Here is a 12,576-nt window from a genome sequence, read left to right as displayed (position 1 = left end):
GGTTCTTCACAGGTTGGGACCCTCGGTGACCTCGGAAGAACCGGTCCGAGGTGAACGTGACACCATGGTGTGTCGTGACCGGCAAAACTGATTCCGAACCTCGCCCCGCCCCTCCGCGTGATCTGCCCAGCGGTATGCCCGTGGTGACGATGATCGGTGGTGGCCAGCTCGCGCGCATGACGCACCAGGCCGCAGTCGAGCTGGGCCAGACGCTGCGGGTCCTCGCAGGCAGCATCGACGAGCCCGCGGCGCAGGTCAGCCCCGACGTCGTCCTGGGCAGCCACACCGACCTCGCGGCGCTCCGCAAGGCCGCGCTCGGCTCGAATGCACTGACGTTCGACCACGAGCACGTCCCCACCGAACACCTCGACGTGCTGGTGTCCGAGGGCGTCAACGTGCAGCCGCCGCCGCAAGCGCTGGTGTACGCGCAGGACAAGCTGGCGATGCGTCGCAAACTCAGCGAGATGGGCGCCCCGGTCCCGGCCTTCGCCGAGGTCACGTGGGCCGAGGACGTGATCCGGTTCGGCGCGGAGCATGGCTGGCCGATCGTCCTCAAGGCGGTCCGCGGCGGCTACGACGGCCGTGGCGTGTGGATCACCGACGACTCGGACGAGGCCGAGGCCATCGTCACCGAGCAGCTCGACAAGGGCGTCGAGCTCATGGTCGAGCAGGCTGTCGACTTCACCCGCGAGCTGTCCGCGATGGTCGCGCGTTCGCCGTTCGGTCAGGGCGCCTCGTGGTCGGTCGTCGAGACGGTGCAGTTGAACGGCCAGTGCGCGGTCGTGCTGGCGCCGGCGCCGCAGCTGTCGGGTGTGCTGGCGGCCGAGGCCGAGCAGCTCGCGTTGCGGATCGCGGCGGAGCTGGGCGTCGTCGGATCGATGGCCGTCGAGCTGTTCGAGACGACCGACGGTCGGCTGATCGTCAACGAGCTGGCGATGCGTCCCCACAACTCGGGTCACTGGACGCAGGACGGCGCGCGGACGTCGCAGTTCGAGCAGCACCTGCGTGCGGTCCTCGACTATCCGCTCGGCGATCCGTCGCCCGTCGCCCCGGTCACGGTGATGGCGAACGTGCTGGGTGCGCCGGAGGCGCCGGCGATGAGCATGGACGAGCGGCTGCACCACCTGTTCGCGCGGATGCCCGATGCGAAGGTGCACCTGTACGGCAAGGGCGAGCGCAAGGACCGCAAGATCGGGCACGTGAACATCGTGGGTGCAGCCGGTGGGTCCGTCGACGATCCGGCATACGTGGCGGCGGTGCGCGAGCGCGCGGAGCGGGCGGCGCACTGGCTGTCGCACGCCGAATGGACTGACGGGTGGGATGAACACGGTCGGTCCTGACCGGACTCGACGGCAATTCGGAACGAACACACGGGAGCGGACAGCAAGTGACTGAATCGAACGGGCCCGTCGTCGGGCTGATCATGGGCAGCGACTCGGACTGGCCGACGATGGAGGCCGCCGCCGAGGCGCTCGCCGAGTTCGGTGTCCGGTTCGAGGTGGGCGTCGTGTCGGCGCATCGCACGCCGCAGCGCATGCTCGACTACGCGCGTGACGCGGCAGCTCGGGGACTCAAAGTCATCATTGCGGGTGCGGGCGGAGCCGCGCACCTGCCCGGCATGGTCGCGTCGGCCACGCCGCTGCCGGTGATCGGCGTGCCGGTCCCGCTGAAGTACCTCGACGGCATGGATTCGCTGCTGTCGATCGTGCAGATGCCCGCGGGTGTCCCGGTCGCGACGGTCTCGATCGGTGGCGCGCGCAACGCCGGTCTGCTGGCCGCCCGCATCCTCGGTGCGTCGGATCCGGCCCTGCAGCAGCGGATGGCCGACTTCCAGGCCGGTCTCGAGCAGATGGTCCTGGAGAAGGACGAGGCACTGCGCGCCAAGCTGCTCGGCTGAGCAGTTCGGTCCGGGTATCTAGGCTGACGGCATGGCCCGGTTCCCCCTGAGCGAGCGCTGGTATCGCTGGAGTGCCGCCCACGCGGTCGGAATCGACCGCGTGCAGGCGGTGCTCCTGACGTTGGTGTGCCTGCCGAATGCACTGATCGACGGCAACACCGCATCGGTCGTGGTGACGCTCGGTATGACGCTGCCATTGGCGTGGCGCCGGTCGAAGACGGTGATCTCGGGGTTCGTGGTCGCGGCCTTCGCCGTCGCGCACCTGCTGCTGATTCCGGGCACGTTGCTGCCGAGTGCGATCGCGGTCCCCGTCGCCCTGTACGCGTTCGCGGCGTACACCCCGCGGTGGAGTAGCTACACGGCGCTGGTGATCGCGATCCTGGGTGCCTCGGCGGCCGGCGTCGAATACTTTGCGTACGAGGGGCGCGGCTGGCAGGAAGCCGTGATCACCTCGACGTTCCTCATCGTGTTCGTCCTCGCGGTGTGGGCCTTCGGCGACCTGCGCCGGGTGCGCATCCAGGAACTCGAGGGCGCCGTCGAGCGGGCGCGGCTGCTGGAACTCGAACGCGCTCAGGAGGCCGAACTGGCGGCCGTCAACGAGCGCACCCGCATTGCCCGCGAGATGCACGACATCGTCGCGCATTCGCTCACCGTCGTGATCGCGCAGGCCGACGGTGGTCGCTACAGCGCCGCGCAGGATCCGCAGGCCGCGATCGATGCACTCGAGACGATCTCGTCGACGGGTCGGCAGGCGCTCACCGACATGCGGGCGCTGCTGTCGGTGCTGCGCGAGGACCGGCCCCGCGAGTTCGCGGCGATGCCCGGCGCCGGTGACATCCCGGGGCTGGTCGCCGAACTGCAGCGCGGCGGCCTCGACGTCGACCTGCACGTGACCGGGGAGCCACGCGAGTTGTCGACCGGCGCCGGTCTCACGGCGTACCGCATCGTCCAGGAGTCGCTCACCAACGTCCTCAAGCACGCCGGGCCGGGGGCAGTGGCGCGCGTCGAGGTGAACTGGGGTGGCGACGAGGTCGAACTCGTCGTCGACGACGACGGCCGCGGCGGCGCTGCGGCCCTGATCGATGCGTCCCCGGGCGGGCAGGGCGTCATCGGGATGACCGAGCGCGCGAAGCTGCACGGCGGCAAACTCGTGGCCGGGCCCGTCCCCGGCGGTGGCTATCGGGTGCGCGGCCGGCTGCCGTATGTCGCGCCTTAGGCTGGTCGGCATGGAAGAAACCGCCCCGCAGCCGATCCGCGTCGCCCTCGTCGACGATCAGCAACTGGTGCGGGCGGGGTTTCGAATGGTGATCGATTCGCAGCCGGACCTGATGGTGGTCCTGGAGGCCTCCGACGGTGCGCGCGGCGTCGACGAGTTGTCGCGTACCGCAGCCGACGTCGTGCTGATGGACGTGCAGATGCCGATGATGGACGGCATCGAGGCCACACGCCGGCTCACGGCGCAGGGCGATGCGCCGAAGGTGGTGGTGCTCACCACGTTCGAGAACGACGAGTACGTGATGTCCGCGATCAGCGCGGGCGCCAGTGGCTTCCTCCTCAAGGACGTCCCGCCGGAACAGTTGCTCGACGCGATCCGGACCGTCCACCGCGGCGACGCCGTCATCGAGGCACGTTCCACCCGCAAGCTGCTGCAACATGTCGGCCCGATGCTGGGGGGTTCGGTGCGCCCGACACTTCCGGACGACCTGACGCCCCGCGAGGTCGAGGTGCTCGCGGCGATGGCGCGCGGGCTGTCGAACTCGGAGATCGCCGAGAGGTTCGTGGTTTCGGAGGCCACCGTGAAAACCCATGTGGGGCGGGTGCTCTCGAAGACCGGCTCACGCGACCGGGTACAGGCCGTGCTGTACGCGTTCCAGATCGGCCTGGTGCGGCCGCAGGATCTGCTCGGTTCCGACTGAGTCGGCCTGAGCGCCCACTCCTCGGGCCGCGCCGCGGGATCCCGCGGCGATCGCACACGAGTGGGCTCTGAGGCTGACCCGGTGTCCTACCCCGGGATGATGCGGTCGGCGGAGAGATCGCCCCGCGCTCCGATGTGGGAGCCCCCTGACCAGCCATAACGTCGTCGGTATGAGAACTGATGACCAGAAGGTGCGGGCGCGGGGCCTGACCAAGACGTACGGCGCCGGCGAGACCGCGGTGCACGCGCTGCGCGGTGTGGACGTGGACTTCGCGGCCGGGGCGTTCACCGCGATCATGGGGCCGTCGGGGTCGGGTAAGTCGACGTTGATGCACTGCCTCGCCGGACTCGACACCGCGACGTCGGGCACCGTCACGATCGGCGGCACCGAGATCACCGCGCTGGGCGACAAGGCGCTCACCGAGCTCCGGCGCGAGCGGATCGGGTTCGTGTTCCAGGCCTTCAACCTGCTGCCGGTGCTCTCGGCGGAGGAGAACATGCTGCTGCCGATGCGGCTGGCCGGGCGCGTGCCCGAACACAAGTGGCGTGAGGAGGTGGTGCGCAGACTCGGGCTCTCCGACCGGCTCGGACATCGCCCGCACGAGCTGTCCGGGGGCCAGCAGCAGCGCGTCGCCGTCGCGCGGGCGTTGCTGCCGCAGCCGGATGTCATCTTCGCGGACGAGCCCACCGGCAACCTCGACTCGCGGACCGGTGCCGAGGTGCTGGACCTGCTGCGGTCGAGCGTCCGCGAAACGGGGCAGACCGTGGTGATGGTGACCCACGACCCGGTGGCCGCGTCGTACGCCGACCGCGTCGTGCTGATCGCCGACGGCGGGATCGCCGGTGAGATCGACCGTCCCACGACCGATTCGGTGATCGAGACGATGCGTTCGCTCGGCGCCGACGACCTGAGCCGGACGCACTGATGCGGGGGCTGGCGTGGGCACAGATGCGCGCGCATGCGGGGCGCTACCTCGCGTCGGTGCTCGCGGTCGTGATCGCCGTCGCGTTCATCGTGGCGACACTGACGCTGAACTCGACGCTGAAGGCGGGCGTGACGGATTCGCTTGCCGGGCAGTACGCGACGACCGACGTCGTGGTCACCGGTAGCGACGACCTGACGGCGATCCGGGCGGTGCCGGGTGTCCACGCGGTCACCGAGGACGTCTCGGCGAGCGTCAAGGTGCGCCGCGACGGGGAAGGCTCGTCGTTCGGTTCGGCGCAGTCGGTGTCGGACGATCCGGGGCTGCGCTGGCAGACCCTGTCCGACGGGCGATTCCCCGATGCGCCGGGCGAGGTCGCGGTCTCTGCGAATTCGGGTGTGCCGATCGGGTCCGATCTGACGGTCACGACGCTGAGCTCCGAGTCGCAGGTCAGTGAGACCGCGACGGTGGTGGGCCTGGTGGATCTGTCCGGCACGGCGCAGGACATGAACGGCACCACGGTGTTCGCGACGGTCGGGCAGCTCGACGCCTGGACGTCGGGCAGCGGGAGCCGTGAGATCCGGATCGCGGGTGACGGCGTGATGTCGCAGCAGCAACTCGCGGACCGGGTGCGGGGCGCGCTACCGGTCGATGCGACGGTCGAAACCGGTGTCCAGCGGGCGGAACTGGCGTCGCAGCAGTACCTCGGCGATTCCGACCTCCTCGCGAGCGTCCTGCTCGCGTTCGGTGCCATCGCCGGCGTGGTCGCGGCGCTCGTGATCGCGAACACCTTCGCGGTGCTGCTGGCCGCACGGACGCAGGAGCTGGCGCTGCTGCGGTGCGTCGGTGCGACGGCAGCGCAGGTGCGCCGCAGTGTGCGGGTCGAGGCGGCCGGTGTCGGCGTGGTCGCGTCGGCGCTCGGTGTGCTGACGGGTGTCGGAGCGGCGTGGCTGGTGGCCCGGATCGCGGCCGCGGCGGACGTCCCGATCCCGTTGCGAGGGTTGAGCGTGACGCCGGTGGCGGTGATCGTGGGTCTCGTGGTGGGCATCGTGATGACGCTGGCCGCGGCGTCGGCTCCCAGCCGTGCCGCGACACGGGTCTCGCCGCTGGCGGCACTGCAGCCGCTCGAATCGGCGCCCGAACCCGTCGCGGTGTCACGGGCGCGCCGCATCCTCGGGACGCTCGCGTTGATCGCGGGTGTCGGCATCCTCGCGGTGGGGGCCACCACGGGTCAGGTGCTGATCGCGTGCGTCGGCGGCCTGTCGACGTTCGTCGCGATCGTGATGCTGAGCCAGCGGATCGTTCCGGCGGTGATTTCCCGGGTAGGTGCGCTGCTGGGCCGGTTCGGTGGCCCCGTGGGGCTGCTCGCCGCCGGCAATGCCGGCCGCAACCCGCGGCGGACCGCGGCGACCGCGACGGCCCTGCTGATCGGTGTCACGCTCACCAGCACGCTCGTCGTCGGCATCGCGGTGACCAAGGCCAGCGCGCCGGGCGCGGTGGACGACCAGTTCCCGGTGGACGTGACCGTCGGCGCGAGCGGCAGCACCGGACTGCCTGCCGACCTGGCCGATCGCGTCCGCGGTCTCGACGGTGTGGACGCGGTGGCGCCGCTCGGCACCGCCGACGTGGCGCTGGCCGACGGCCGGACGCTGCCGGTGTTCGGTGTGGACGTCGGGGCGGTCCGCGCGACCTTGCGCACCGACGTCGACCTGCCCGGTCCGCACCAGCTGCTGCTGTCGTCGGACGACCGGCGCGAGCTGGGGCTCGAACTCGGTGACACGGTGTCCGTCGCGGGCAACGCCGGACGCAGCGAGCTCACGGTCGGCGGGTCCTCCGCGGACCAGCCGGCTCTGGTCGAAGAACGACTGCTCGGGGCACTGTCGTCGCAGGTGACGACCGACCAGATGTGGATCCGGCTCGCCGACGGACTGGGCGACGACGAGCGTCGCGTGGTGCAGGACGAGATCACCGCGCTGGCCGAGGAACTGGCTCCGGGAAGCGAGGTCGGTGGATCGCTGGTGATGCGCGCGACGCTCGACAGCGTCCTCGACACGCTGCTGCTGATCGTGGCGGGACTGCTGTCGGTGGCCGTGGTGATCGCACTGATCGGCGTCGGCAACACGATGGCGCTGTCGGTGCTCGAGCGGCGCCGCGAGTCGGGCCTGCTGCGCGCGGTGGGTCTCACCCGCTCGGGTCTGCGGTCGCTGCTGCTGTGGGAGGCCGTGTTGATCGCCGGGGTGGCGGCGGCACTCGGGGTGGCCCTGGGGCTGGCATTCGGCATCACCGGATCGGCGTCGGTGTTCGGGTTCGACGGTCTGGTGCTGAACACGTTGCCGTGGCCGACGCTCGCGTTGATCGTGCTCGGCGGGGGAGCGGCCGGAGTGCTCGCCGCGATCCTGCCGGCGCGCCGGGCGGCGCGCACCGCACCGGTGGCGGCGCTGGCCGGGTGACGACGCCGATGTGAGTCGTACGCACGACACGAGGAGCCCGGGATCGGCAGACCATGCCGACCGGGCTCCTCGCGACGGGCCGCGACGACGGTGGCTACATCGCGAGCCGAGCGGTGACCTTCTCGGACTCGACGCGCCGCGTCATCGCCGTATCGTCCGGATTCGACACCTGCACCAGCGATGCCCCGACGGCGAGGACCGAGACCAGTCCGGCGATCAGGTCGTCGGCGGTGGCCCACGGGCGGGTGGACAGGACGCGGTCGGTCGCCGTGACCTTCTGCTCGGCCGCGGCGGCGCGGGCCGCGGCGAGGGCGTCGTCGACACCGCGCCCGTCCAGCGCCGCGGATCCGGTGCCGCCGGGGCGGAACTGGTCGCCGTGCACCCGCACCGCGGTCGCGTAGTCGGTGACGCCGACCGGCAGGTCGGGGGCCGGACGGCCGAACGCGTCCAGTGACAGCACCGCCACCTCGGGCGTGTCGGCGACGTCGTCGAGGCGATCCGCCGTCACGAGCGCGGCGTCGGCGTCGGGATCCGCGTCCAACGTCACCTCCAGGCCGGCCCACCACGCGCCGAGCAGGACCGCCGCGGTCTGCCAGTGCGCCGGCAGCAGCACCGAGACCCGCGCGCCGGGCATCAGGGCGAACTCGTCACACAGGAAGTTGGCGGTCTTGGCCGCCCAGTTGGCCAGCGTGATCGCGGACAATTCCACCCGCTCGCCGGTGGCGTCGTCGTAGTATGTGATCCGCGGGCCGGCAGGGTCGGTGGCCAGGATCGGGTCGAGCAGTGCGGTGGTCAGGTTGGGCACGGGATTCCGATCTGTACTCGGTCGACGCAGTGGTGACCGCTCAATTTACGCAGTGGGGACCGTTGTTGCCCGCGTCGATCGCGGGGCCGGGTTCGACGGGGGTGGGCGAGGTGCCGGCACTCGAGATGCCCGAGGATCCCGATCCGGAGCCCGACGAGGTGCCGGCGGGGCCCTTGTAGTCGCCCGCGAGGACGACACGGACGGTGCCCGACGACAGCGACTTGTCCGTCTCGATCGGCAGGCCGCCGAGGGCCACCGACACGGCCTGGGCGCCCTTGTTGTCAGCCTTGTTCGCGAACACCGTCGTCCGGGTCACGGACTCGCCGGTGTTGTTGCCGACCTCGCCGAGCCCGAAGCCCTTGCCGTCGAGGGTCGTTCCGACACTCGAGGCGAGCCCGCCGATGCTGCTGTCGTTGGCGACGTCGACGGTGACGGAGGACGGATCGATGTCGGGCATCTCGGTCGGGGTGGTGGACGTGGTGGTCTCGTCGGACTCGTCCGCGGCGGGCTCCTCGCCGACCAGTCCGGCGACGTACTTGCGGACGGCCTTCGGATCGACCTGCACGATCGACTCGCCGTAGTCGGTGATCGCGTTGATGTCGACGACGGGGATGGTCTCGAACTTGACCTTGCCTCCCGCGAGGTCCCCGAGCTGGGTGGCGAACTCGATGATGTCCCAGTCGGCGTCGAGCACCACCGATCGCTGCACCGCGGAGCTGAGCTGGTTCAGCTTGCCGGGATTGGTGAGCGTCTGGGCGCTGAGCACCTCGCGCACCAGTGAGGCCATGAACACCTGCTGGCGGACGATCCGGTCCAGGTCGCCGCGGGGCAGGTTGTGTCGCTGGCGGACGAAGCTCAGGGCGTCGGCGCCGTCGAGTGTCTGGTCGCCGGCCGGGAACTTCGCGCCCGAGAGTGGTTCGTCGACAGCCGCGTTGAGGCACACGTCGACGCCGCCGACGGCGTCGGTGAGGAGGACGAACCCGAGCAGGCCGATCTCGGCGTAGTGGTCGACGGTGATGCCGGTCAGCTTCGCGACGGACTTGATGAGCGCTTCGCGGCCCGCCTTCGTCGATGCCTTGTCGGCGTCGGAATCGGATTCGCCGTCCTCGACCAGTTTCTGCCGCTCGGCTTCCTTTGTCGCGCCGTACGCGGCGTTGATCTTCGACTTCCCGATCCCCGGCACGTCGACGTACGCGTCACGGGGTATCGAGATCGCGGTCGCGGAACTCCCGTCGTTGGGAACCCGGACGAGAATGATGGTGTCGGTGTTGGACGCGATCTCCTCGCCGGCCCGCAGCGAGTCGAGTTCCTTCTGGCTCAGCGGATTGCCGTGCGCGTCGGTGCGACTGTCGGTGCCGACGAGCAGGATGTCGACGGCGCCGTCCTTGGTGCCGCCCAGGCCCAGATCGCCGACCGTCGAGAGGCTCGACCGCAGAGAGTCGACACTGCGCCAAGCGAATCCGGTGACCACGAGCACCAGCACCGCAGCGACCGCGATGGCGATCTGGACGCGCGAGACCGGGGCTGGCGGTCGCGGCACTTCCGATGCGGTGGGCTCCTGTGGCACCTGTGGCCCCTCCTCGACGATCCCGAACACTTCCGCGATCAAGGCTACTGCTGTTCCGTGCGCGGCAAGCGATACAAGTGTCCGGCGTGCCAGACTCGGCAACCGTGAAGAGGATTCTGGTGACCGGTGCCCGCGGGCAGTTGGGGGGTCGCCTGCTGGCGCTGCAGGACATCGTCGATGTGCCGATCGTCGGCGCGGGTTCGGACGAACTCGACATCACCGACCGCGCCGCCGTGGACGCCTGGGTAGAACCCGATTCGGTGGTGGTGAACTGTGCGGCCTATACCGCGGTGGATGCCGCGGAGTCGGACGAGGAGACCGCCGCCGCGGTCAACATGACCGGGCCGCGGCACCTCGCGTCGGCGTGCGCGCGGGTGGGCTCCCGGTTGATCCACCTCTCCACCGACTACGTCTTCTCGGGGGATCGTGCGGGGGAGCGCGCCGTGCCCTACGACACCGACGACCCCACCGACCCGCGGACCGTGTACGGCCGGACCAAGCTCGCCGGCGAGCGGGCGGTCCGCGACGTGCTGCCCGACGCGCAGGTCGTCCGGACGGCATGGGTGTACACGGGAGTGGGGAACGATTTCGTCGCGACGATGCTGCGGCTCGAGCGTGACCGCGACACGATCCAGGTGGTCACCGACCAGGTGGGTTCGCCGACGTACTCCGCGGACCTGGCCGCCGGGCTACTCGAACTGGCCCGTACCGGTGGCCGCGGCGCGACCACGTTGCACGCGACCAACGCGGGTACCGCGACATGGTTCGACCTCGCCCGTGCGGTGTTCGAGGGGGTGGGCGCCGACCCGGCGCGCGTCCGGCCGTGCAGCAGCGCCGAGTTCGTGCGCCCCGCGCCCCGGCCCGCCTACTCGGTGCTCTCGACCGAGTCGTGGACTGCGGCCGGTCTGACGCCGCTGCGCCCGTGGCGGGAGGCGCTCGGCGACGCGCTGGCCCGGCTCGAATGAGGACGATGCGGGCTTTCGGGCTACGCTTGCCCGCGTGAGTTCGAAGCTGGCCGTGGTGACGGTGACCTACTCGCCCGGCGAGCACCTGGAGCATTTCCTCAGCACGTTGGACGATGCGACGGTCGAAAACCCGCAGGTCATCCTGGCCGACAACGGGTCTACCGACGGGGCGCCCGAGGCCGCTGCGGCGGCGCACGATCACGTCCGACTGCTCCGCACCGGCGGCAACATCGGGTACGGCGGTGCGATCAACCGCGCGGTCGCCGAGATCGACCCCGACATCGAGTTCGTCGTCGTCGTCAACCCCGACGTGCGCTGGTCGCCCGGCTCGATCGACGCACTGCTCGCCGCGGCGGAACGCTGGCCGCGTGCCGGTGCGCTCGGGCCGATGGTCCGCGAGCCGGACGGCAGCGTGTACCCGTCGGCCCGCCGGGTCCCCGATCTGGTCTCCGGCGCCGGTCACGCCGTCCTCGGCTCCGTGTGGCCGTCCAATCCCTGGACGCAGCGGTACCTCCAGGAGAACGAGACCGTCAGCGAGCGTCCTGCAGGGTGGCTGTCGGGCTCGTGCCTGCTGCTGCGGCGGGTCGCGTTCGATTCGATCGACGGCTTCGACTCCCGTTACTTCATGTACATGGAGGACGTCGACCTCGGGGACCGGCTCGGCAAGGCCGGCTGGCTCAACGTCTTCGTGCCGTCGGCCGAGGTGACCCACGCGAAGGGGCACGCCGCGGGTCGGCATCCGGAACTGATGCTGCCCGCGCACCATCAGAGCGCCTACCGGTTCCAGGCCGACCGCCATCCCGCGTGGTGGCAGGCGCCGTTGCGGTGGGCACTGCGGGGAGGACTCGCCCTGCGTTCGAAGCTCGCGGTGGCGGCAGCGGTTCGTGCACGCCGCCGCGCAGACGAGCTCGAGCAGAACGAGCGTCGAGAGATCGAGATAGAGGGGAAAGCATGACAACTGCTGCGGCGACCGATGCCGTCATTCTGGTCGGAGGTCAGGGAACCCGGCTGCGTCCGCTGACGCTGTCCGCCCCCAAGCCCATGCTCCCCACTGCCGGGGTGCCGTTCCTGACGCACCTGCTGGCCCGCATCAAGCAGGCGGGGATCACGCATGTCGTGCTGGGCACGTCGTTCAAGGCCGAGGTGTTCGAGGAGCATTTCGGTGACGGCAGCGACCTGGGACTCGAGATCGAGTACGTCACCGAGGTCGAGCCGATGGGGACCGGCGGCGGTATCCGCAACGTCCTCCCGAGCCTGCGCGCCGACAACATCATGGTGTTCAACGGTGACGTCCTGGGCGGCACCGATCTCGGTGCGGTGCTCGACACCCATCACCGGACCAACGCGGATGTGACGCTGCACCTCGTGCGGGTCGGTGATCCGCGCGCGTTCGGTTGCGTGCCCACCGACGACGACGGCCGGGTCAAGGCGTTCCTGGAGAAGACCCAGGATCCGCCGACCGACCAGATCAACGCCGGCTGCTACGTCTTCCGCCGCGAGATCATCGAGAAGATCCCGTCGGATCGTCCGGTCTCGGTCGAGCGTGAGGTGTTCCCGGCCCTGCTGGCCGACGGCGCCCGCGTGTTCGGTCACGTCGACACGTCGTACTGGCGCGACATGGGCACCCCCGACGACTTCGTCCGCGGTTCCGCGGACCTGGTGCGCGGCATCGCACCGTCACCGGCCCTCGAGGGTCCGCGTGGCGAGTCGCTGGTTCATCCGGGTGCGGGTGTCGCGCCCGGCGCACTGCTGATCGGCGGGACCGTCGTGGGGCGCGGCGCCGAGGTGGGCGCGGGCGCTCGACTCGACGGCGCGGTGCTGTTCGACGGCGCCCAGGTGGAGGCCGGTGCGGTGGTCGAGCGGTCGATCATCGGCTTCGGTGCTCGTATCGGTCCGCGCGCGTTGATCCGTGACGCCGTGATCGGTGACGGCGCGGATGTCGGCGCCCGGTGCGAGCTGATCGGCGGGGCGCGCGTGTGGCCCGGGGTCAAGCTGCCCGACGGTGGAGTGCGTTTCAGCACCGACGTGTGATTCGGCGACGTGTGATTCGGCGA

The 12,576-nt window shown here is 70.6% G+C and carries 11 protein-coding genes; 9 read left to right on the top strand and 2 right to left on the bottom strand.

Annotated elements, in window-relative coordinates:
• The first annotated feature begins 74 nt into the window (after positions 1-74).
• The 6 genes from AC1RIF_RS21865 to AC1RIF_RS21840 all read left to right on the top strand — a co-directional run bounded on the left by AC1RIF_RS21865 (position 75) and on the right by AC1RIF_RS21840 (position 7,185).
• Positions 75-1,340, top strand: coding sequence for a 5-(carboxyamino)imidazole ribonucleotide synthase (locus tag AC1RIF_RS21865; RefSeq protein ID WP_492603459.1), 1,266 nt, complete (start codon positions 75-77; stop codon positions 1,338-1,340).
• A gap of 83 nt (positions 1,341-1,423) precedes the next feature.
• On the top strand, positions 1,424-1,897 hold the full coding sequence (gene purE, locus AC1RIF_RS21860) for a 5-(carboxyamino)imidazole ribonucleotide mutase (RefSeq protein ID WP_492603525.1): 474 nt from the start codon (positions 1,424-1,426) through the stop codon (positions 1,895-1,897).
• Positions 1,898-1,928: 31 nt separating this feature from the next.
• Entirely contained in the window at positions 1,929-3,113 is a 1,185-nt protein-coding gene (locus AC1RIF_RS21855) for a sensor histidine kinase (protein WP_492603458.1), read from the top strand.
• Positions 3,114-3,123: 10 nt separating this feature from the next.
• The gene (locus AC1RIF_RS21850) at positions 3,124-3,813 is read left to right on the top strand and encodes a response regulator (RefSeq protein WP_492603457.1); all 690 of its coding nucleotides are present in this window, start codon (positions 3,124-3,126) and stop codon (positions 3,811-3,813) included.
• A 169-nt stretch (positions 3,814-3,982) separates the two neighbouring features.
• Positions 3,983-4,738, top strand: a complete 756-nt coding sequence (locus AC1RIF_RS21845; protein WP_492603456.1) for an ABC transporter ATP-binding protein — start codon at positions 3,983-3,985, stop codon at positions 4,736-4,738.
• 23 nt (positions 4,739-4,761) lie between these two features.
• The gene (locus AC1RIF_RS21840) at positions 4,762-7,185 is read left to right on the top strand and encodes an ABC transporter permease (RefSeq protein WP_492603455.1); all 2,424 of its coding nucleotides are present in this window, start codon (positions 4,762-4,764) and stop codon (positions 7,183-7,185) included.
• Positions 7,186-7,279: 94 nt separating this feature from the next.
• Here AC1RIF_RS21840 and AC1RIF_RS21835 read toward each other — a convergent pair whose 3' ends face one another.
• Both AC1RIF_RS21835 and AC1RIF_RS21830 read right to left on the bottom strand, forming a co-directional pair.
• Positions 7,280-7,990 (bottom strand): TIGR03089 family protein, encoded by a 711-nt coding sequence (locus AC1RIF_RS21835; protein ID WP_492603454.1) that lies wholly within the window; start codon positions 7,988-7,990, stop codon positions 7,280-7,282.
• Between the two features lie 40 nt (positions 7,991-8,030).
• Positions 8,031-9,530, bottom strand: coding sequence for an LCP family protein (locus AC1RIF_RS21830; protein ID WP_492603524.1), 1,500 nt, complete (start codon positions 9,528-9,530; stop codon positions 8,031-8,033).
• 131 nt (positions 9,531-9,661) lie between these two features.
• On the opposite strand from AC1RIF_RS21830, the gene rfbD reads away from it, so the two are divergent.
• The 3 genes from rfbD to AC1RIF_RS21815 are packed head-to-tail and all read left to right on the top strand — an operon-like array spanning position 9,662 to position 12,553.
• A complete protein-coding gene (gene rfbD / locus AC1RIF_RS21825) occupies positions 9,662-10,522 on the top strand; it encodes a dTDP-4-dehydrorhamnose reductase (protein ID WP_492603453.1) in 861 nt (286 codons plus the stop codon).
• A gap of 34 nt (positions 10,523-10,556) precedes the next feature.
• Entirely contained in the window at positions 10,557-11,477 is a 921-nt protein-coding gene (locus tag AC1RIF_RS21820; RefSeq protein ID WP_492603452.1) for a glycosyltransferase family 2 protein, read from the top strand.
• Complete coding sequence (locus tag AC1RIF_RS21815) at positions 11,474-12,553, top strand: mannose-1-phosphate guanylyltransferase ManB (protein ID WP_492603451.1); 1,080 nt, start codon at positions 11,474-11,476, stop codon at positions 12,551-12,553. Before AC1RIF_RS21820 ends, AC1RIF_RS21815 begins: the two co-directional genes overlap by 4 nt.
• Positions 12,554-12,576: the final 23 nt, after the last annotated feature.

This window comes from Prescottella sp. GW823-FHT02E09 (assembly GCF_058797375.1).
The sequence above is the reverse complement of the archived record's forward strand: the minus strand, read 5'-3'. Positions and strand labels throughout refer to the sequence as shown.

What these genes read in the sequence shown, in the direction of transcription:
- purE (WP_492603525.1), top strand. Translation starts at nt 1,424, where the DNA reads ATGGGCAGCGACTCGGACTGGCCGACGATGGAGGCCGCCGCCGAGGCG.
- AC1RIF_RS21855 (WP_492603458.1), top strand. Translation starts at nt 1,929, where the DNA reads ATGGCCCGGTTCCCCCTGAGCGAGCGCTGGTATCGCTGGAGTGCCGCC.
- AC1RIF_RS21815 (WP_492603451.1), top strand. Translation starts at nt 11,474, where the DNA reads ATGACAACTGCTGCGGCGACCGATGCCGTCATTCTGGTCGGAGGTCAG.
- AC1RIF_RS21850 (WP_492603457.1), top strand. Translation starts at nt 3,124, where the DNA reads ATGGAAGAAACCGCCCCGCAGCCGATCCGCGTCGCCCTCGTCGACGAT.
- AC1RIF_RS21840 (WP_492603455.1), top strand. Translation starts at nt 4,762, where the DNA reads ATGCGCGCGCATGCGGGGCGCTACCTCGCGTCGGTGCTCGCGGTCGTG.
- AC1RIF_RS21845 (WP_492603456.1), top strand. Translation starts at nt 3,983, where the DNA reads ATGAGAACTGATGACCAGAAGGTGCGGGCGCGGGGCCTGACCAAGACG.